Genomic DNA, 21,174 nt, shown 5'->3' on the forward strand with positions numbered 1-21,174 from the left:
CTGACCTGAGGATATACCGTTGAAACGCCGTCTGTTTATTGCTGTTTCTTTACTCGCTTCGAGTGTCTCATCTGCTTTTGCGGCCGAACCACTGGATTTTTCGCCGCAGCCTCCGGCCATTCAGGCTGGCTCCTGGGTGCTGATGGATTACACGACTGGTCAGATTTTAACGGCGGGCAACGAACATCAACAACGTAATCCGGCGAGCCTGACCAAGCTGATGACGGGCTATGTGGTTGATCGGGCCATTGATAGCCACCGCATTACGCCGGACGACATTGTCACCGTAGGGCGTGACGCGTGGGCAAAAGGTAACCCGGTTTTTGACGGCTCGTCGCTGATGTTCCTGAAAGAGGGCGATCGCGTCTCCGTGCGCGATCTGAGCCGCGGCCTGATAGTCGATTCCGGCAACGACGCCTGCGTGGCGCTGGCCGATCACGTGGCGGGCGGGCAGCCGCAGTTCGTGAAAATGATGAACGACTACGTGCAGAAGCTGAACCTGCGCGATACGCATTTTGAAACCGTCCACGGGCTGGACGCGCCGGGCCAGCACAGCTCCGCCTATGACCTGGCCGTACTCTCCCGGGCCATCATCCACGGCGAGCCTGAGTTTTACCATATGTACAGCGAAAAGAGCCTGACCTGGAACGGGATCACCCAGCAGAACCGTAACGGCCTGCTGTGGGATAAAACCATGAACGTGGACGGCCTTAAAACGGGGCATACCTCGGGGGCTGGCTTTAACCTGATTGCGTCTGCCGTAGACGGCCAGCGCCGTTTAATCGCTGTGGTGATGGGGGCGGACAGCCCGAAAGGGCGTGAGGACCAGGCCCGAAAACTGCTGCACTGGGGACAGCAGAATTTCGATACGGTGCAGATCCTGCATAGCGGAAAAAAAGTGGGGACGGAGCGCATCTGGTACGGCGACAAGGAACAGGTGAAACTGGGAACCGACCAGGACTTCTGGCTGGCCTTGCCGAAAGCGGAAGTACCGAACATCAAAGCCAAATACGTGCTGGATAAAAAAGAGCTGGAAGCGCCGATTGCCGCGCATCAGCGGGTCGGAGAAATCCAGCTCTATGACCGCGACAAAGTGGTAGCCCACTGGCCGCTGGTAACGCTGGAAGCCGTTGATAAAGGCGGCCTGTTCTCTCGACTGAGCGATTACCTGCATCACACGCTTTAAGTCCCGCTGAGCAGACTGGCAGGGTTGCGAGTCTGCTCACATAATAAACATTCCTCGTTTGCTGATAATGATAATCCAGTTTTATAGTGTATAAATATACAGTAATAAATGGAGGCAGCATGGACTACAGCATTAAGCAGCAACAGAAACGTAAGATTGCCGGTTTTCATTTGGTCGGCCCGTGGGAACACACGGTAAAGCAGGGCTTTGAACAGCTGGTCATGTGGGTTGACGGGCGTCACATTGAGCCGCTGGAGTGGGTTGCGGTCTATTACGATAACCCGGATGAGGTCCCGGCAGAAAAACTGCGCTGTGATACGGCCGTTACCGTACCGGACGATTTCGTTATTCCGGAAAACAGCGAAGGCGTCATGATGACGGAAATCGTGGCCGGGGACTATGCCGTGGCGACGGCTCGCGTGGAAAACTACGACTTCGCCACGCCCTGGTATCAGTTTTTCAATTCCCTGCTTCAGGACAATAAGTACCAGATGGCGCTTAAGCCCTGCTTCGAACGCTATCTCAATGACGGCAATGCGGACGGTTACTGGGATATCGAAATGTATATCGCCGTCGAGCATAAAACGGTTTAAGCCTGCTAAATGAAGGGTTTTTCAGCCGGGAACGATCCGCCCGGCTGAAAACACAGTACAATTGTGGTTTGCCGTGTAGCTGGAGAGCGGGTGTGCGTCCCGACAAATCATTAACCCCTTTTGAAATTCGGTTGTATAAACATTACCGCGTTGTGCACGGGTGTCGCATCGCGCTGGCTTTCATATTGACGTTTGTACTGGTCCGTTTGCTGGATGTTCCGGAAGGGACGTGGCCGCTGATCACGCTGGTGGTGGTGATGGGGCCTATCTCGTTTTGGGGGAACGTGGTCCCGCGCGCCTTTGAACGAATTGGCGGGACCGTTCTTGGCTCTGCCCTGGGTCTTATTGCGCTGAAGCTGGAGCTCATCTCATTTCCGGTGATGCTGGCATGGTGCGGTGCCGCTATGTTCCTCTGCGGCTGGCTGGCGTTGGGCAAAAAGCCCTATCAGGCGCTGCTGATTGGTATTACTCTCGCGGTGGTTGTCGGGGCGCCCGCCGGGGATATGACCACGGCGCTGTGGCGAAGCGGGGATGTCATCCTGGGGTCGCTGCTGGCCATGCTTTTTACCGGTATCTGGCCGCAGCGGGCTTTTCTGCACTGGCGTATTCAGATGGCTAACTACGTTACCGCCTTTAACCGCGTTTATCAGGCCGGTTTTTCCCCTAATCTGGTCGAGCGCCCGCGGCTGGAAAAGCACCTGCAAACCATCCTTAACGACGTGGTTAAAATGCGCGGCCTGATCACGCCCGCCAGCAAAGAAACCCGCATTCAAAAATCGATTTTCGAAGCTATCCAGACGGTAAGCCGCAACCTGGTCTGCATGCTTGAACTGCAAATCAACGCCCACTGGGCTTCGCGTCCCAGCCATCTGTTGATGCTTAATGCGCAGACCCTCAAAGAGACTCAGCAGATGACGCAGCAAACGTTGTTGACCATCGCTCATGCGCTCTATGAAGGCAACCCGCAGCCGATACTGGCCAACAGCGAGCGACTGAATGAGATCGTCGCGGAGCTGAAGCAGTTAATCAATGAACGCCAGAGCGATAACGTGGCGGAAACGCCTATTCATGGCTACGTCTGGCTGAGCATGGAACTGGCGCGGCAGCTTGAGCTGTTATCGCACCTTATTTGCCGGGCGCTGCGCAAATAAAAGGCGTATGTGACGGCTGCTGCTTCGATTCAGCAGCAATTGGGGTTATGATAGCTTTAAACGATATACTCATTGTCATTCGCAGCCGCTGTCAGTAAGGTTATTGTTACAACGGTTGCCTTAACGAATCCGACTCTCACATTATCAGGGGTGTAAAAATGGAAACTACCAAGCCTTCGTTCCAGGATGTTCTGGAATTCGTCCGCCTGTTCCGCCGCAAAAACAAACTGCAGCGTGAAATCCAGGACGTTGAGAAGAAGATCCGTGACAACCAGAAACGTGTTCTGCTGCTCGACAACCTGAGCGACTACATCAAGCCAGGCATGAGCGTTGAAGCTATTCAGGGCATCATCGCCAGCATGAAGAGCGACTATGAAGACCGCGTTGATGACTACATCATCAAAAACGCAGAGCTGTCCAAAGAGCGTCGCGACATCTCCAAGAAGCTGAAAGTGATGGGCGAAATCAAAAACGGCGAAGCAAAAAGCGAGTAATCGCAGCGAATCGTGAAAAAGGCTCTCTGGTGACAGAGAGCCTTTTTTTTATGACTCAGAACGCGGCTGCAGCTGATAAATCCAGGCCTGAACCTGCTTGCCTTCAGAGGTGGTCACTGCGACCTCAACCCGGTCATAGCCGTCTTCAAATTCATCCAGCAATTGCCAGTGTGCGGCAAGGTTATCAGAGATAAACAGATAGCCTTCGACGCGGGGACCATCGGGGTGGAGCACGATCCCCGGGAAGTCCGCCGCAGCACCCCAGCCGCGTTCGTAAAACGTGCCGGATACGGAACCGGCCAGCCATTCGCCGCCGATGTTCTCAAGAATATGCGCATTAGAGTGGCCCGGGCGCAGCGTGCCGTAGACAAACAGAGCGTTCATTTTCCCTCATCCGCAAAGCAAAAAGCCTGCTTTAAAAGCAGGCTTTTTAAATTTGGCTCCTCTGACTGGACTCGAACCAGTGACATACGGATTAACAGTCCGCCGTTCTACCGACTGAACTACAGAGGAATCGTTGTGGAGGCTTATCTTAGCGGCGAAAAAAGTTTTGTCAAACCTGATCTTAGGGAAAATCGACCGATTGCTGATTCTGTCGTCAGTTTGTTGTAAATCCACACATCTTTTTCTGGAAAATACTTTGCAGGATTAGCATTTGTCCCCCATCATTTGAAATGGAGTTTCAACTTTTCTCGCTAAGGTCCATTTTGAACGTCACTGCCTCCTTACGCCAGGCGATAACGCGCACGCCATGGTATGCAAAACGTAAAAGCTATCGTGTCCTGTTCTGGCGTGAAATCACCCCTCTTGCTGTGCCTATCTTCCTGGAAAATACCTGCGTTCTGCTGATGGGGGTTCTGAGCACTTTTCTGGTGAGTTGGCTGGGTAAAGAGGCGATGGCTGGGGTTGGGCTGGCGGACAGCTTTAACATGGTGGTGATCTCGTTCTTTGCCGCCATAGACCTCGGGACGACGGTGGTGGTGGCCTTTAGCCTCGGCAAGCTGGATCCCAAACGGGCACGCGAGGCGGCCCGCCAGTCGCTGATGATCATGACCATTTTTTCGATCGTCCTGGCGGCGGTGATCCACTATTTTGGTAAAGAGATTATCGACTTTGTCGCCGGGGAGGCCACGAACGAGGTTAAAGACCTGGCGCTGACCTACCTGGAGATGACCGTCATAAGCTATCCGGCAGCGGCCATTGCCCTTATTGGCAGCGGTGCGCTGCGCGGGGCGGGCAACACCAAAATTCCGCTACTGATCAACGGCGGGATGAATATCCTCAATATCATTATCAGCAGCGTGCTGATCTACGGCGTGTTCTCGTGGGACGGGCTGGGCTTCGTCGGCGCCGGACTGGGTTTAACCATTTCACGCTATATCGGTGCGGCAGCCATCATTGGGGTACTGATGGCGGGGATCACCCCCTCGCTGCGCCTTACGCTGAAAAGCTATTTCCGCCCCTTTAATTTCGCCATTATCTGGGAAGTGATGGGGATCGGTATTCCTGCGAGCATTGAGTCGGTGCTGTTTAACGGCGGGAAATTGCTGACGCAGATGTTTGTCGCCGGGATGGGCACCGACGTGATCGCCGGTAACTTTATCGCTTTTTCCATCGCCTCGCTGATTAACCTGCCGGGTAACGCGCTGGGGTCGGCATCGACCATCATCACCGGTAAACGGCTCGGGAAAGGGCAGATAGGCCAGGCGGAGCGGCAGCTGCGGCATGTTTTCTGGCTGTCGACCATTGGACTGACGCTGATCGCCTGGGGAACCGCGCCCTTTGCCGGGCTGATGGCCTCGTTTTATACCCACGAAGACGACGTTAAAGAGGTCGTTAAGATCCTCATCTGGCTCAACGCGGCCTTTATGCCCATCTGGGCGGCCTCATGGGTATTGCCCGCCGGGCTGAAGGGGGCGCGCGACGCCCGCTTTGCGATGTGGGTTTCGATGCTCGGCATGTGGGGATGTCGCGTTGTGGCGGGGTATACGCTTGGGGTTATGCTCGGATGGGGAGTGGTCGGCGTCTGGCTGGGGATGTTCCTCGACTGGGCCGTACGTGGGGCGCTGTTCTACTGGCGGATGGTCAGCGGGCGCTGGCTGTGGAAATATCCGCGGAAAAATGCCTGACAATTGCGCGAAGTGGAGAATAATTCGGCAAACGATCGGAAATATGCATTCTGCCTTTGACATCCCGGGGGAGCATCGATAATATGCGCCCCGTTCACACGATTCCTCTGTAGTTCAGTCGGTAGAACGGCGGACTGTTAATCCGTATGTCACTGGTTCGAGTCCAGTCAGAGGAGCCAAATTTGAAAAGCCTGCTTTTGAAGCAGGCTTTTTGCTTTTCTGCGCAAGGTAAATGCAAAACGGCAACCAGGTTGCCGTTTTTAGTGTTAACTCCCTCTCCCGTGGGAGAGGGAAGGGGTGAGGGCACCAGGTCGCACCAAATTACACGCGAACCGGTGCTGTCGCCTCTTCCAGCCACGAACGCGCATCGCCGTTCACCAGCGGTGACAGCGCCTCACGCACCTGCTGGTGATATGCATCCAGCCACTGTTTTTCCTGCTCGCTCAACAGATGCAGCTCAACCTGACTTAAGTCGATCGGGATAAGCGTCAGCGAGGCAAATTTGCAGAATCCCGGTCGGCTCTCCACAACCTCCACCTGGTTTTCAATACGAATACCGTGGCTATCGCCCAGATAGTATCCCGGTTCAATCGTCATGATATTGCCCGCCACAAGCGGCCACGGGTTGACCTTTTTCGCGATGCGATGCGGGTTCTCATGGATCAGCAGCTGGTGCCCCACACCGTGCCCCGTACCGTGATCGTAATCCAGCCCCATCTCCCACAGCGGGCGACGCGCAAATGCATCCAGCTGATGTCCCTGAGTCCCGGAAGGGAACTGCAGGGTAATCAGCGACAGGAAGCCTCTCAGCACGGCAGTGTAGTGCAGGCGCTGCTCCGGCTCGACCTGACCCCATGCCAGCGTGCGCGTGGCGTCAGTGGTGCCATTAACGTACTGACCGCCGGAATCGTTCAGGTAAAAATGGTCATGGCCGATGGGCTTATTGCTGGCCTCGCTCGAATGATAGTGGCACATCGCCGCATTGCTCGAAGAGGCGGAGATGGTCGCAAAACTCTGCTCGATGAACCCCGGCTGCTGTTTACGGAACGCCAGCTGCTGCGCCTGGACTTCCAGCTCGGTGAGCGGATATCCTGCCGCCTCGCGCAGCGGCACTTCGCGGCTCAGCCAGGCGAGGAAGTTGACCCACGCGGCACCGTCCTGGTAATGACACTCGCGATAGCCTGCCAGTTCTACCGGGTTTTTGGTGGCTTTCATCAGGGTGATAGGGTCCGTTCGCCAGACAATTTCTCCGCGTGGTTCAATGGCGAAGCGCAGGGCAACCGGCGCGGAATCGGCATCCACCATCACCCGTTTGCCTTCAGCAATCTGCTGGCAGCGTTCGACAAAGGCGTCCTGTGGCGCAATGGTGAACGCACTGCGGACGTCTTCAGGCAGGGCGCCGAGCTTGCTGTCGTTAACAAACCACTCAACGTGACCGTCACTTCCAAGAAGGGCAAAGGAGAGCGGTACCGGGCTGTATGGGATATCCGCGCCACGCACGTTTAACAGCCAGGCGATATTATCCGGCAGCGTAACGGCGAGATAATCGGCATTGTTCGCGGCCAGCACGGCAGCGACGCGCTGGCGTTTGTCCGCGCTGCGTTCGCCGCTGTGTTCAATCGGCATATTCCGGATAAGCCCCGCCGGCGCGGCAGGGCGATCGGTCCATAAGGTGTCAAACGGCGAGGCTTTCAGCGGGACCAGCTCGCAAGGCGTGGCGGACAGTTGCTCAAACTCCGAGTGGGTCATCAACAGCGGGTCAAAACCGATGCGCGTGCCTGACTCAACGTTTTCTGCCAGCCATTCAGCCAGCGGCTCGTTGTGCAGGTGGCGGATTTCAATCTCGTCCAGATTCACCTGAACGCGGGCCTGGACCTGATAGCGCCCGTCAACGAACAGCAGCGCTTTATCCTTCAGTACCAGCGCGACGCCGGCAGAGCCGTCAAAGCCCGTCAGCCAGGCCAGCTTTTCGTCGTACGGCGCGCAGTATTCGCTCTGCCATGCATCCGCGCGCGGGACGATCATCCCGTCGAGATGGCTGGCCTCAAGCCAGTGGCGCAGGGCAGAGAGCGGTGATGTGCTGGACATTGTTTTTCCTTATCGTTATTAGCGGAACGGCGGCTCGTTGAAGGTGCGCAGCTTGCGGGAATGGAGCCTGTCACCTTCCGCCCGAAGCAGGTCGATAGCGCGAATGCCGATTTGCAGATGCTCTGAGATAGCCCCTTCGTAGAAACGGTTGGCCTGGCCGGGCAGCTTAATTTCGCCGTGCAGCGGCTTATCGGAGACGCACAGCAGCGTGCCGTACGGAACGCGGAAGCGATAGCCCTGTGCGGCGATGGTGGCGCTCTCCATATCGATCGCCACCGCGCGGCTCAGGTTGAAGCGCAGCGCCGATGCGGAGTAACGCAGCTCCCAGTTGCGGTCATCCGTCGTGACGACCGTACCGGTGCGCAGCCGCTGCTTAACTTCTTCTCCCGGCATGCCGCTGACCTCTTTGGTGGCGTCGTACAGCGCACGCTGCACTTCGGCGATGCTCGGGATTGGAATATCCGGCGGCAGCACCGCATCAAGCACGTGGTCATCGCGCAGATAGGCGTGGGCGAGCACGTAGTCGCCAATCAGCTGGCTTTCACGCAGGCCGCCGCAGTGACCAATCATCAGCCACACGTCCGGGCGCAGTACCGCCAGATGGTCGCAGATGGTTTTGGCGTTTGACGGGCCGACGCCGATGTTGATCAGCGTAATGCCCTGACCGTCGGCGGTAATCAGGTGCCAGGCGGGCATCTGGTGTTTTTTCCACGCCAGATCGGAGATAGCCTGCTCGGGCGCTTCGGTCTCCGCGGTGATCCAGATCCCGCCCGCGCAGGAGAGCGCGATATACGGGCTTTCGGGGTCGAGGATCTGGCTGCAGCCCCAGCGGACAAATTCGTCAACGTAGCGGGTGTAGTTGGTAAAGAGCACGAACGGCTGGAAATGTTCGACTGGTGTACCTGTGTAGTGGCGCAGGCGCGCCAGGGAGAAATCGACCCGGCGGGCGTCAAAGTGCGACAGAGGAGAAAATTCGGCCGGGTGATAAATCCCGTCTGCCGTCTCATCGCCAATCTGCGAAAGCTCGGTGGTCGGGAAGTGGCGGGTCAGCCCCGCGCTCATGGAGCGGTCAAGGGTTAACGCCGAACCGTCAATCACGTACGGATAAGGGATCTCATGCTGCGAGGGCTCAACGGAAATGTGCGCGCCGTAATCCTGGTACAACAGCGTAAGCTGTTCTTCAAGATACGGGCGGAAAAGTGCAGGGCGGGTGACGGTGGTGCTGTAGCAGCCGGAGTGGGTAAAACGGGCGTAGGCGCGGGTTTTGGGATTACTGCTGGCGCTGCCGTCCCAGGTCACAGAGAGCGATGGATAAACAAAAAGGCCCTCGGTTCTGGCCTTTTGGTCGGGGAGTTTCCCTGTTTCGATATATTCGCTAATGGCGCTGCGCAGCGCGTTGACGGACTGTTCATACAGCGCGTCGAGTTTTTCCAGCGCCTGAGCCGGGGTCAGGCTGGAGCCCTTATTATTCATCTCTGTCTCCTTGTTCCACAGGTGTGCGACTCTACCCGATAGTATGTCACACGCCCGTGAAACAAAAGGGAGATCAGCGGTGGCTCGTCTCTTTCATCAGCAGCGCCGTTGCCGCCGACAGCAGGCAACCGGCCAGAAGATAAATCGCCACGCTGTGCCAGTTGCCGCCGGAGAAGGTCACCAGCGCAGCGGCAATAAACGGCGTAAACCCGCCGCCAACCACGCTTGCGACCTGGTAGCCCACGCCCGCGCCGCTGTATCGGTAGCTGGCGCCGAACAGCTCGGTAAACATCGGCTGCTGCACGCAGACCACCATATCGTGAGCGATGTTCGCGAGCATGATGGCAAAGAAAACAATCCAGAAAACAGACTGCGCCTCCAGCGCCATAAAGAACGGCCAGGCGCTGAGGGTCCCAATCAGCGCCCCGGTGATGTAAACGCGACGGCGGCCAAACCGGTCCGCCAGCCAGGCGAAGCAGGGGATGGTCAGACAGCTGATCCCGCCGACCAGCAGGCCAATATTCAGGAACAGTTCGCGCGGCAGGCCGAGATTCTGCGTCGAGTAGTTCAGGGCAAAGGCGGTGACGATATACATCGTCAGCAGCTCGCACAGGCGCAGGGCGATAATTTTCAGAAAAGCGCCAGGGTGCCGGACAAGGGCTTCCATGACAGGAAGTCTTCTGTTAGCAGCCGGTTTTTCCTGCTGCTTTTCGAACTCTGCCGACTCCTCCATTCCGTTACGGATCCAAAGCGCGGCAATGACCAGCACGATGCTGAAGATGAACGGAATGCGCCAGCCCCAGCTCAGGAACTGCTCGTCGGTGGTGAGCTGGCTGATGAGCGATACCAGCCCTGTGGAAAGCAACAGCCCTACGCCGTACCCCACCTGCACGCCGCTGCTGTAAAACGCTTTCTTATTTTTTGGCGCGCTCTCAACGGATAGCAGCGCCGCGCCGCCCCATTCGCCGCCAACGGCAAAGCCCTGAATGGCGCGTAATGTCACCAGCAGCACCGGTGCCCACCAGCCAATGGCGGAAAACGACGGGAGAATGCCAATCAGCGCGGTGGCGATCCCCATCATCCAGACGGTGAGCATCAGCATGCGCTTGCGGCCGAGACGGTCGCCGAAGTGGCCGAAGATCACACCCCCCAGCGGGCGAAACAGAAAGCCAACGCCGAAGGTGGCAAACGCGGCGAGCGTGCCCATCGCAGGGCTGACCTGGGGGAAGAATTCGCGATTAAACACCAGCGCGGCGGTAATGCCATAAAGCAGAAAATCATACCAGTCGACGACGGCACCCGCGAAGCTGCCGAGTGCGGCGCGGCGGGCACGATTGAGCGAAGGGGTCTCCTCGTTGGGACGATCGGAGATGAGGGTGGAGTCCATAGTTGTCCTGTCCGTACTAATTTTTAATTATTGGTATAAGAAAAGGTCACTCACATTGCGCCGTCATATAAACGGAACCTATGAGACTACCGCGACAAAACGCCTGAGAAAACGTTTTTATCTTTCCTGAAGGTGCTGAATAAATAAATTTCATCTTCGCCTGCAGCGAGATAATTGTGTCTTCTGGCTCCGTTAAAGGCTGAATGGTTTACAGTAATAGTGACCGCGCGTGAGTTAAGCTGAGGGAATAACGATGCAACGCACCTTTTCGGCATTCTGGATGATTCTGTTTTTATTCGTCGCACCGCTTCATGCGGAGCCCAACGTCTATGGTGAACAGCGTATCAGCGGCTGGTGGAACGCGCTCACTGACGATATTTCGCAAACCTGGGAGCAGCCTCAACGTTACGATCTGTACCTGCCGTTTCTGAGCTGGCACGCTCGCTTTATGTACGACAAAGAAAAAACCGATAAGTACAACGAAATGCCGTGGGGCGGTGGCCTGGGCGTTTCCCGCTATAACGAAGAGGGCAACTGGAGCGCGCTTTTCGCGATGATGTTCAAGGACTCGCACAACGAATGGCAGCCCGCGATGGGCTATGGCTGGGAGAAGGGCTGGTATCTGGATAATGCCAAAGATTTCCGCCTTGGGCTCGGTGCTGCAGCGGGCATCACGGCGCGAGATGATTTTGCAAACTATGTCCCGCTACCGTTCATTTTCCCGCTGTTCTCTGCTGGCTACAAGCGCGTTACCGTCCAGTTCACCTATATTCCTGGAACCTATAACAACGGCAACGTGCTTTTTGCCTGGCTGCGCTTAGGCTTTTAAAGGGTGATCACCTTTTTTGCCACGGCGTTAGACAATACCAGCATGGAAAAGAGAACAGAGGTGACGAACGTAAGCACAATCAGCGTCAGCTTCATTCCGAGAGAGGTCACCGGTATCAGCGCCGTCAGCAGATGAAACACCGAGTAGTGCACAATATATACGCCGGTCATCGTTTTGCTGATGGCGGCCAGAATGGACTCCTTGAATTCAGCATTGCGGCGAAAGCGCACGCCGTTCGCCGCAATCACCAGGGCAATAATAAGGATGTAGATCTGCGAGCCGGTGAGAATAAAGGCGTTTCTGTCGGCCTTAAACAGGGCAAAAAAGAAGTGGCGCTCGTAAAACCAGGTGAAGAGATAGATAAACGGGATGGCGATAACCGCCGTCCTGACTACATTTTTGCGGCTTATCCACTCGGCGATTTTAGGGTCGCAGAAAAGTTGCCCCGTCAGATAAAACAGCAGCCACGTCCACAGCCGATACTGCGGTGAAAGAGAAAGGACGTGCGTTTCAGGATAAAGCGCCGATAGCAGATCGTAGCCGTAAGAAAAGAACAGCAGGGCAGCAATTACGCCGCTGAACAGCGCTCTTCGCTGGCTAAGCCACTCAACCACCGGGTGGAAGGTGTAAATTACGACAAAGGCGAACACGAACCAGGGCTGGATTAAATACCCGCGCTGATAAGGTTCCCACAGGTAGTAGATCGTTATCCAGAACAGAAAAACAATCACCAGACTTTTAATTTTACCCAGCTGCCAGCGCGTGCCGTGCCGCGATTGTCCGTCGAGATAGCCCGACACCACAAAAAACAGCGGTGTGGCAATCGTCGAGATAAAGGTTAAAAACCCGAGGATCCAGTGATAGTCATAATCATAATGATCCCAGGTATTGTAGATGGTAAAGAAGGTCACCGCCGTCATACAGCCCAGCGTCTTGATAATGTTCAGCCCTGTCGCATTCATTGTTGTTTGGCTTCGTCCTTACGATGGAAACACGCGTAGATCACGGGGAGTACCAGCAGCGTCAGGATTGTAGCAAACCCCAGTCCAAACATAATCACAACGGCCATGCTCTGGAAGAAAACATCCAGCAGCAGCGGAGCCAGGCCAAGTACGGTAGTGAACGCGGTGAGCAGGATAGGGCGCAGGCGCGAGGTGGCGGCATAAACGATCGCGCTGTGCTGATCCTTTTGCATTTTCTGCTGTTCAATCTCTTCCACCAGCACGATGCCGTTGCGGATGAGCATTCCGCTCAGGCTCAGCAGACCTATCAGCGCCATAAAGCCAAAGGGAATGCCGGTAATTAAAAATCCTGGCGTGACGCCAATCAGCGCCAGCGGTACGGTCAGCCAGATTGCGACGGCATTTTTTACAGAGCTGAACATCAGCACCGTAATGACAAACATCACCAGATACCCGAGAGGCAGCGTAGTGAATAGCCCTTGCTGCGCTTCGCTGGAGTTTTCCGCATCGCCTCCCCACTCGATGCTGTAGCCGTGTGGCAGGGGAAGGGCATCCACTTGCGGCTTGACGCGGGCGAGAATATCGCCGGAGGTTTGCTGGCTCAGCGGGTCCGGGTCCGTCTGAACCGTCAGTACCCGCGAGCGGTCGCGTCGAAGGATGAGCGGATCTTCCCACTCCAGCGAGAAGCTGCTGACGACGTTACTCAGCGGGATATACTGCTGCCGCGCCTGGCTCCACACCAGCACGTTGTTCAGGTGACTGGCATCCAGCCTTTCACTTTCCGGGGGCCTCACCACCACGGGCAGCAGGTCGCTGCCTTCCCGATACAACCCCGCCCGGCTGCCGGAGAAATTCATTTCCAGCGCGTTGTCGACGTCCTGCTTATCCACGCCAAGCTCGCGTCCCAGCGCGGCGACGTACTGCGGACGGATCACCTTGCTGCGGTTTTGCCAGTCGTTTCGGACGCTCCCCGTGGCCGGGTCGCGCGCCAGAATATCGTCCACCTGGCTGGCAATCAGGCGCAGCCTGTCAGGATCCGGGCCTTTAATACGCACTTCAATGGCGCTGTCGCCGGAGGGTCCAAACATCACCCGCTTCGTGCTGGCGTTGACCTGCGGGTAGTTTCGCGCGATGTACTCATCCACGTAGCGCGTCAGAGCGGCGATGTTGCGCTGGTCATCCATGCGCACCATGATCTGCGCGTAGTTGCTGTACTGCCGCTGTCCGCTGTAGGTCAGAATAAAGCGCATGCTCCCCTGACCGATGGTAGAGACGGTGGTTTCCACGCCGGGCTGGCCCGTGATGGTTTTCTCAATATCGCCGGTCATTTTCTCGGTCCATTTGATATCGGTCCCGTAGGGTAACCACAGGTCGACAAAGAAAATCGGCGTATTGGACGACGGGAAAAAGTTTTGCCGCACCGCGCCAAACCCCCAGACAGACGCGGCCAGCAGGGCGGCCATCACTACCAGCGTCGGTGCCTTATGGTGCAGCAGCGTGTTAAGCAGGCGCTGGTAGAGGCGGTAGAGACGTTTGTCGTAAGGATCTGACTCGTCGGCGTTGTCCGGCGCGCTGTCGTTTTTAAACAACCACCACTTAATCAGCACCGGGGTGAGGGTGAGCGCCGAGAACCAGCTCAGCATCAGGGAAATCAGCAGCACCTGGAAAAGGGATTTACAGTATTCCCCGGTGGAATCCTGCGACAGCCCGATAGGCGCAAACGCAAGGATGGCGATCACCGTCGCCCCCAGCAGCGGCAGGGCGGAGCGGCGGATGATATTATTAACGGCGGTTAACAGCGGTGAGCCCTGCTGCCGGGCAATCAACACCCCTTCGACAATCACGATGGCGTTATCCACCAGCATGCTGAGGGCAATAATCAGCGCCCCGAGCGAGATCCGCTGCAGCTCAATGCCACACAGATACATAATCAGCAGCGTACCCAGCACGTTAAGGGCCAGAGAAACCGCGATGATTATCCCGCTGCGCACCCCCATAAAGATCAGCAGCACGCCGATGACGATCGCCAGCGCCATCAGGAAGTTAATAATAAAACCGTTAACAGAGTGGCCCACTTCGGCTGCCTGATCGTAAAACAGGTCTATCTGTATGCCTGCCGGTTTTTCCGCCGACATCTGGTTTAGCTTCGCCTCCAGCGCGTGGCCCACGTCGATCACATTCACGCCGGGAATAAACGAGACGCCCATGGTGACGGCATTTTTACCGTTGGCATGGTAGATACTGGCCGGCGATTCGTTTAGCCCGCGCGACAGCGTGGCGACGTCCCGCAGACGCGTCGCCGCCCCGGTGCCGGAAGGCGTGATGATGAGATCAGCCAGTTCATCAAGATTCTCGAATTCACCGGTCGGGTGCAGACGAATGGATTCGCTGCCGGAGGTGATTTCTCCGGCGCTGGAAACGACGTTAAGTCTGCTGAGCAGAGCGGAAAGCTGGTTCAGCGTAATGCCGCGCGCGGCCATTTTGGTCAGAGAGATATCGATGTTGACCTGCTGGCTAATGGCCCCGCCGATGGCGACCTTCGCAACCCCGGGAACCAGAATTAACTCGCGGCGCAGCTGTTCCGCATATCTCACCAGTTCAGGATTACTGAATTCATCCCCGGAAATGGCGAAGAAGAAGCCGAATACGTCGCCGAAATCGTCATTTACAAAGGGCGTGACGACGCCGGGCGGGAACTGACGCGAGGCGTCGCCCACGCGACGGCGCAGTTCATCCCAAATCTGCGGCAGTTCGTTCGAGTGATAGCGTGACGCGATGTTAACGGTGATTTGCGACAGACCGTTTGAAGAGATAGAGCTCACGTTGTCCAGATAAGGCAGCTGCTGAAGGGCATTCTCCAGCGGAAGCGTCACCTCTTCTTCAACCTGCTGAGCGGATGCGCCGGGGTAGTGGGTGGCCACCACTGCGGTTTTGATGGTAAAGGCGGGATCTTCCAGCCTGCCGATATTTAACAGGGCGAAAATACCCCCGATGCCCAGCAGCAGAATCGTTAGCCAGACGCGAACGGGGTTATTAATAAATTGACGAGAAATATCCATTACAGTCCCCGTTCACGCGTCCAGATACGCACCGGCTGGTTAGCATGGAGTTCCCCAACGCCTGCGGCAACCACGCGTTCGCCCGCTTTAAGTCCGCTGACGATCGTTACGCCTTCGCTACTCACTTGACCTACGCTGACCTTGCGGTCTTCAAGATGGAGCGCGTCGCCTTCTCCTGCCACGACCCAGACGTGCGGCTCATTGCGCGGGCTGTTGTCCGGGTTAAAGACGGCCTCAACCGGTACGACCAGCGCCTGAGCGCCTGCGCCAGCAGGGAGGTTGGTTAAATTGATGGTCACCGTACCGCTTACGCCACCGACGGCGGGAAAATCATCTGGTCGCGGCATGGTCAGTATCACCTGCCAGGTCAGGGTATTGCTGTCGCTGCTGCCCGAGTGCTCTTTGTAGACGGCGGTAAATTCCCGATCCGGAATGGCGTTAATTCTCACCACGGGGCGATACTGCGCGTTGCGAATATCAAAGGTCTTAAACAGGTTCTCAGGAATACTAAACACAACGTCCAGCAGGTCGGTGCGGGTTAACGTCGCGATGGGCTGACCGGCTGACACCACCTGATGGTTTCGGACATGTACGCTGGCCACCGTCCCGCTGAAGGGGGCGACGAGCGTCATCTGATTCAGCTCTTCTCGGGCAATTTGTAGCGCCGCATTCGCCGAATCGCGGTTCGCGCGCTGCACGTCCATTTCTGCTTTCGAAATCGCCTGGCGGCCCGCCAGCGTCTGGAAGCGATCGAATTGCCTCTGGGCCAGCGTCGCCGCCGTTTGTCTGTCATTAACCCGTTGCTGGGCTTCACGGGCATTCAATCTTGCAAGCTGTTGACCCTGCTTGATGACTGCGCCCTGACGCACATCGAGCGCTTCAATTTGGCCTGCGCGCTTGAAGGAAAGGTCTGTGGCATCGCCCGATTCAATGCGGGCGGGGAAAACGCGCTGCTGGGCGTGACCGGGAACCGTCACCTCCGCCACTTTTACCATCCTGGGCAGGGGGGATGCTTGCTTGGGTTTCGGGTCGCACGCCGTGAGCGTTAACAAAACGAACGGTAAAAGAGAGAGGTAGCGGTTCACTGTATTCCCCTAATAAATAACTGTTTTATTTATTCCATAACCTGGACAGGGGTGACACTATTCAGCCAGAACAGTGACGACCATATAGGTAAATAAACCAATCGCCGTGCTGGCGATAATAGCAAGCGCGATAAACATACCCAGGCGGATCAGGCTTAAACCATACATAAATTCCTCCATGAGCCGGAAGCGGTGGCTGACTATGAGCATAGTCTGCGAAAAGATAAATGTTAAATAACCATTATCAGTGGGCAAGCGCTAAACCTGATATTCCTGTGCTACGTTTAATATCATCCATCTCTTTTTACCGTAACTGGCATTAAGGGCAAACCCCTGCATTTAATGCGTTTTTTTGCTTCATTCACTCTCGTGTTGGTTATAAAAAGGATGCTCGATATGTATAAAAACATTCTCGTTCCGGTGGATGTCTACGAGACAAGCCTGGCGGATAAAGCGTTGCAGCATGCACAGTTTCTGGCGCAAAGCGCATCGGGTGACATTCATTTACTGCACGTCATGCCCAAATTTTCAGCCGAACTGACGCGCGGTTTTATTTCAGATGCGCGCAAGATGGATGAATATATGATTAATAATTCGAAAGAAAAACTGTCTGACCTGGTCAAAAAATTGAATCTGCCGGAAGATCGTGTTCATCTCCATGTTCGTAGCGGAAATGTTCGTGATGAGGTTATTAAGCTGGCGGATGAACTTGCTGCTGGCGCGATTATTGTCGGCTCTCGAAATCCCAATATTCAAACCCATTTGTTAGGTTCGGAGGCGGCAAGTATTGTCCGTTACGCCCATGTTCCTGTTTTCGTTATTCGTTAATTACATGAAAGCAAGGTGATTTCTGAATAGAACCTGAGGAAGGAACGATGAAAACAGGAAAACCTGAACGTCCGTATTATCAACAAACCGTTGACGAAACCCTGTCGAATATCCACTCCACTCTGGAAGGACTTAGCGGCACTGAGGCATCAGCCCGACTTCAGCAGCATGGTGAGAATGCGTTGCCGCAAAAAAAGGGCAAACCCGCCTGGCTGCGCTTCCTGGCGCATTTTAACGATGTATTAATTTACGTTCTGCTGGTGGCCGCGTTGCTTAAGCTCTTTATGGGCCACTGGGTAGACATGTTTGTGATCCTTGGGGTTGCCATCATTAACGCGCTGATTGGCCATATCCAGGAGAGCAATGCTGAAAAATCGCTGCAGAGCATTCGCAATATGCTCTCCAGAGAAGCCGTGGTGGTACGACAGGGGAACCATGAAACGATCCCCACCACGGCGCTGGTGCCGGGAGATATCGTGGTGATCCGTGCCGGGGATCGTATCCCTGCGGACCTGCGCGTGATTGAAGCGCATAACCTTCGCGTGGAGGAGGCCATCCTGACCGGCGAATCCACCGTTGTTGAGAAAAACAGCGATGCGTTAAGCGGGGAACTGCCGTTAGGTGACCGGTATAATCTGCTCTACTCAGGCACCACCGTTAGCTCCGGCGGCGGTAAAGGCGTGGTGGTGGCAACCGGGGGCGAGACCGAGCTTGGCCACATCAATCAGATGATGTCCGACATTGAAAAGCACCACACGCCGCTGATGGTGCAGATGGATAAGCTCGGTAAAACCATCTTTATTACTATCCTGGTCATGATGGTGGCGCTGTTCGTCTTTAGCCTCCTGTTCCGGGATATGCCGGTTTCTGAACTGGTGCTGTCGCTTATCAGCCTCGCCGTTGCCGCCGTGCCGGAAGGCCTGCCGGCCATCATCTCCATCATCCTTTCGCTTGGCGTACAGGCCATGGCGCGCCGCAAGGCCATTATTCGCAAGCTGCCTACGGTGGAAACGCTGGGCGCAATGACGGTCATCTGCTCGGATAAAACCGGCACCCTGACGATGAATGAAATGACGGTCAAAGCGGTGATTACCGCTGACACGACCTATCGCGTGGAGGGCGACAGCTACGAACCGGTGGGGAATATTCACCCCGTAGATGACCCGACGCCCGTCAGCGTGACGCAGGGTTCCCTGCTGGAACGCTACCTGCGAACAATCGACCTCTGCAATGACAGCCAACTGATCAAAGACGAGCAGGGGCTGTGGAAAATCACCGGCGGTCCGACCGAGGGCGCGCTGAAGGTGCTGGCGGCGAAAATTCCGCTTCCACCGCTTGATACCGAAATGCGCAGCAAAATCCCGTTTGATTCGCAGTATAAATACATGTCCACCCTGTACCGGCTGGGCGAAGAAGAGGCGATTTTAATCACCGGCGCGCCGGACGTCCTGTTCCGCCTCTGCCAGTACCAGCAGACGAATGACGGACTGCAGCCTTTCGATCAGCCTTACTGGGAAGGAAAGATTGAAGAGTATGCCCGGGAAGGGTTGCGTATGGTGGCTGCGGCCTGGAAACCTGCCCGCGAGGGACAGCGCGAGCTGGATCACCCGGACCTCCATGATGGCGTAATCCTGCTGGGTATTGCAGGGATGATGGATCCGCCGCGTCCGGAGGCCATAACCGCGATTGCCGACTGTCTGCAGGCCGGGATCCGCGTGAAAATGATCACCGGCGACCACCCGCAAACGGCCATGAGCATTGGGCAAATGTTGGGGATTGGTAACGCCGCAAGCGCTATCACCGGACGCGAGCTGGAGGCGATGGACGATCGTCAGCTGAGCGACGCCGCGCAGCAGTACGATATTTTCGCCCGAACCAGCCCGGAGGATAAATTCCGCCTCGTGCAGGCCCTGCAAAGTAAACAGGAAGTGGTGGGCATGACCGGGGATGGCGTAAATGACGCCCCGGCGCTCAAGCGTGCAGATGTGGGTATCGCTATGGGGATTAAGGGGACGGAAGTCACCAAGGAGGCCGCCGACATGGTGTTAACGGATGACAACTTTGCCACCATTGCCAGTGCGGTGCACGAGGGTCGTCGGGTTTACGATAACCTGAAAAAAACGATTCTGTTCGTTATCCCGAGCAACATCGCGCAGGCCCTGCTGATCATCATCGCGCTGCTGGCGGGAAACCTGATCCCGCTGACCCCGGTCCTGATCCTGTGGATGAACATGGCGACGTCGGCAACGCTGTCGTTTGGCCTGGCGTTTGAAGCGGGTGAGAAGGACATCATGAACCGCCCACCGCGTAAGGCGAATCTGCATGTGATGGATGGCTATGCCATCTGGCGCGTGGTGTTTGTCGGTCTGATGATTGCCATTAGCGCCTTCGTGCTGGAAGCGTGGCTACAGCCGCGCGGCTATTCGGCGGAATTTATCCGCACCGTGCTGCTGCAAACCCTGGTGACCGCGCAGTGGTTCTACATGCTTAACTGCCGCGTTAATGATGGCTTTTCGCTGAGCAAAGGCCTGCTGGCGAATAAAGGGATTTGGATCGTGAGCGGCGTACTGCTGGCGCTACAGCTTCTTATCATTTACGCACCGTTCATGCAGATGCTGTTTGGCACCGAAGCGCTGCCGTTCCGCTACTGGGTCATCACCTTGCTGATTGGTTTTGTGATGTTCCTTATTGTCGAGGCGGAGAAAGTGCTGACGCGCAGGTGGCGCAAAACCGAAGCGTAATAGCGTAAACTGAGAAAGCCTGCCTGAGCCCGGGCTTTCTCTTTTTTGAGCACAGGAAATTATGATGCGACTTACCTGGTTCGTCCTTGCGCTGTGTGCCGCTATACCCGGCGCGTTTGCCGTAACCTATACCCTACCGCCGGAAGGCAGTCGTCTGGTGGGAACCCCGATTATCATCACCGTTCCTGAAGGTAACACGCTGCCTCTGGAAGCCTTTGCCGCGCAGTACGGGCAGGGGCTGAGCAATCTGCTGGAAGCGAACCCGGGCGTAGATCCTTTTTTGCCTAAATCCGGCACCCGGCTGACGATCCCTCAGCAGCTGATTTTGCCCGACACCGTCCGCGAGGGCATTATCGTGAATGCTGCGGAAATGCGTCTCTACTATTATCCGCCTGGCGGTAATACCGTTGAAGTTCTGCCCATCGGCATCGGTCAGGCCGGACGCGAAACTCCGCGTAACTGGGTGACGGCCGTTGAGCGTAAGCAGGAGGGACCAACCTGGTCTCCGACGCCGAACACGCGTCGTGCCTATGCGGCAGAAGGGAAAACGCTTCCGGCATTCGTACCCGCCGGGCCGGATAACCCGATGGGCCTGTATGCGATTTATATTGGCAGGCTGTATGCCATTCACGGCACAAACTCGAATTTCGGCATCGGGCTGCGGGTGAGCCAGGGCTGTATCCGTCTGCGCAATAACGACATCAAATACCTTTTCGATAACGTTCCCGTAGGAACCCGCGTGCAGCTTATCGACAGGCCGGTTAAAGTCACCACCGAGCCGGACGGCAGCCGCTGGGTGGAAGTTCACGAGCCATTATCACGCAACCGCGCGGAATTTGAATCGACCCGGAAAGTGCCGCTGCCCATCTCCGCCGCGCAGCGGACGCAGCTGATAAACGAGGGGGCAGGAGCCGAACTGGAACGGCGGTCCGGGATGCCGGTGAAGTTCGGCATGTAAAGGCATAGTGCGGGCTGGTGCCCTCACCCCAACCCTCTTCCACGGGAGAGGGAGCACACACTAAAAACGGCAACTCGGTTGCCGTTTTGCATTTAACTTGCGCAGAAAAGCAAAAAGCCTGCTTTAAAAGCAGGCTTTTCAAATTTGGCTCCTCTGACTGGACTCGAACCAGTGACATACGGATTAACAGTCCGCCGTTCTACCGACTGAA

16 protein-coding genes and 2 tRNA genes are annotated in these 21,174 nt (G+C 56.2%); 10 read left to right on the plus strand and 8 right to left on the minus strand.

Going from position 1 to position 21,174, the window contains the following annotated elements:
* Positions 1–19 precede the first annotated feature (19 nt).
* The 4 genes from dacD to USH94_RS20935 all read left to right on the plus strand — a co-directional run bounded on the left by dacD (position 20) and on the right by USH94_RS20935 (position 3,424).
* The gene (gene dacD, locus USH94_RS20920; RefSeq protein WP_032646438.1) at positions 20–1,186 is read left to right on the plus strand and encodes a serine-type D-Ala-D-Ala carboxypeptidase DacD; all 1,167 of its coding nucleotides are present in this window, start codon (positions 20–22) and stop codon (positions 1,184–1,186) included.
* Positions 1,187–1,305: 119 nt separating this feature from the next.
* Positions 1,306–1,779 carry a DNA gyrase inhibitor SbmC gene (sbmC, locus tag USH94_RS20925; RefSeq protein ID WP_111966144.1) on the plus strand — a complete coding sequence of 158 codons (474 nt, stop codon included), beginning with the start codon at positions 1,306–1,308 and terminating at the stop codon, positions 1,777–1,779.
* A 92-nt stretch (positions 1,780–1,871) separates the two neighbouring features.
* Positions 1,872–2,930 (plus strand): FUSC family protein, encoded by a 1,059-nt coding sequence (locus tag USH94_RS20930; protein WP_111966145.1) that lies wholly within the window; start codon positions 1,872–1,874, stop codon positions 2,928–2,930.
* A gap of 158 nt (positions 2,931–3,088) precedes the next feature.
* Complete coding sequence (locus USH94_RS20935) at positions 3,089–3,424, plus strand: DUF496 family protein (protein WP_008499467.1); 336 nt, start codon at positions 3,089–3,091, stop codon at positions 3,422–3,424.
* A gap of 48 nt (positions 3,425–3,472) precedes the next feature.
* On the opposite strand, the gene USH94_RS20940 is transcribed toward USH94_RS20935, so the two are convergent.
* Both USH94_RS20940 and USH94_RS20945 read right to left on the minus strand, forming a co-directional pair.
* Positions 3,473–3,808: a gamma-glutamylcyclotransferase family protein gene (locus tag USH94_RS20940; RefSeq protein ID WP_111966146.1), complete on the minus strand. Its 336-nt coding sequence runs from the start codon at positions 3,806–3,808 to the stop codon at positions 3,473–3,475.
* A 53-nt stretch (positions 3,809–3,861) separates the two neighbouring features.
* Positions 3,862–3,937 (minus strand) — tRNA-Asn (locus tag USH94_RS20945).
* 161 nt (positions 3,938–4,098) lie between these two features.
* On the opposite strand from USH94_RS20945, the gene emmdR reads away from it, so the two are divergent.
* Together emmdR and USH94_RS20955 are read left to right on the plus strand one after the other, a co-directional pair.
* A complete protein-coding gene (gene emmdR, locus USH94_RS20950; protein WP_127731578.1) occupies positions 4,099–5,553 on the plus strand; it encodes a multidrug efflux MATE transporter EmmdR in 1,455 nt (484 codons plus the stop codon).
* 103 nt (positions 5,554–5,656) lie between these two features.
* Positions 5,657–5,732 (plus strand) — tRNA-Asn (locus USH94_RS20955).
* Positions 5,733–5,874: 142 nt separating this feature from the next.
* Here the strand turns inward: USH94_RS20955 and USH94_RS20960 are convergent.
* From USH94_RS20960 to shiA, 3 genes are all read right to left on the minus strand, one after another.
* Entirely contained in the window at positions 5,875–7,641 is a 1,767-nt protein-coding gene (locus USH94_RS20960) for an aminopeptidase P family protein (protein ID WP_111966062.1), read from the minus strand.
* Positions 7,642–7,659: 18 nt separating this feature from the next.
* On the minus strand, positions 7,660–9,114 hold the full coding sequence (locus tag USH94_RS20965; protein ID WP_111966061.1) for an AMP nucleosidase: 1,455 nt from the start codon (positions 9,112–9,114) through the stop codon (positions 7,660–7,662).
* Between the two features lie 73 nt (positions 9,115–9,187).
* Positions 9,188–10,501 carry a shikimate transporter gene (gene shiA, locus USH94_RS20970; protein WP_111966060.1) on the minus strand — a complete coding sequence of 438 codons (1,314 nt, stop codon included), beginning with the start codon at positions 10,499–10,501 and terminating at the stop codon, positions 9,188–9,190.
* Between the two features lie 253 nt (positions 10,502–10,754).
* Here shiA and pagP point away from each other — a divergent pair, with 253 nt between their 5' ends.
* Positions 10,755–11,330 (plus strand): lipid IV(A) palmitoyltransferase PagP, encoded by a 576-nt coding sequence (pagP, locus tag USH94_RS20975; protein WP_045403108.1) that lies wholly within the window; start codon positions 10,755–10,757, stop codon positions 11,328–11,330.
* On the opposite strand, the gene USH94_RS20980 is transcribed toward pagP, so the two are convergent.
* Genes USH94_RS20980 through USH94_RS20990 form a run of 3 tightly spaced genes read right to left on the minus strand, consistent with a single transcriptional unit; the run spans position 11,327 to position 16,436 of the window.
* On the minus strand, positions 11,327–12,292 hold the full coding sequence (locus USH94_RS20980) for an acyltransferase (protein WP_111966059.1): 966 nt from the start codon (positions 12,290–12,292) through the stop codon (positions 11,327–11,329). The genes pagP and USH94_RS20980 overlap by 4 nt on opposite strands.
* On the minus strand, positions 12,289–15,351 hold the full coding sequence (locus USH94_RS20985; RefSeq protein WP_111966058.1) for an efflux RND transporter permease subunit: 3,063 nt from the start codon (positions 15,349–15,351) through the stop codon (positions 12,289–12,291). Before USH94_RS20985 ends, USH94_RS20980 begins: the two co-directional genes overlap by 4 nt.
* Positions 15,351–16,436 (minus strand): efflux RND transporter periplasmic adaptor subunit, encoded by a 1,086-nt coding sequence (locus USH94_RS20990; protein ID WP_172621916.1) that lies wholly within the window; start codon positions 16,434–16,436, stop codon positions 15,351–15,353. The genes USH94_RS20985 and USH94_RS20990 overlap by 1 nt, the downstream gene beginning before the upstream one ends.
* Positions 16,437–16,832: 396 nt before the next feature.
* On the opposite strand from USH94_RS20990, the gene USH94_RS20995 reads away from it, so the two are divergent.
* The 3 genes from USH94_RS20995 to ldtA all read left to right on the plus strand — a co-directional run bounded on the left by USH94_RS20995 (position 16,833) and on the right by ldtA (position 20,963).
* Positions 16,833–17,264: a universal stress protein gene (locus tag USH94_RS20995; RefSeq protein ID WP_111966056.1), complete on the plus strand. Its 432-nt coding sequence runs from the start codon at positions 16,833–16,835 to the stop codon at positions 17,262–17,264.
* A 47-nt stretch (positions 17,265–17,311) separates the two neighbouring features.
* Positions 17,312–20,005, plus strand: coding sequence for a cation-transporting P-type ATPase (locus USH94_RS21000; protein WP_111966055.1), 2,694 nt, complete (start codon positions 17,312–17,314; stop codon positions 20,003–20,005).
* A 61-nt stretch (positions 20,006–20,066) separates the two neighbouring features.
* A complete protein-coding gene (gene ldtA / locus USH94_RS21005) occupies positions 20,067–20,963 on the plus strand; it encodes a L,D-transpeptidase (RefSeq protein WP_111966054.1) in 897 nt (298 codons plus the stop codon).
* Positions 20,964–21,174 lie beyond the last annotated feature (211 nt).

It is taken from the genome of Enterobacter sp. 148H3 (assembly GCF_034107425.1).
GTDB lineage: Bacteria > Pseudomonadota > Gammaproteobacteria > Enterobacterales > Enterobacteriaceae > Enterobacter > Enterobacter vonholyi.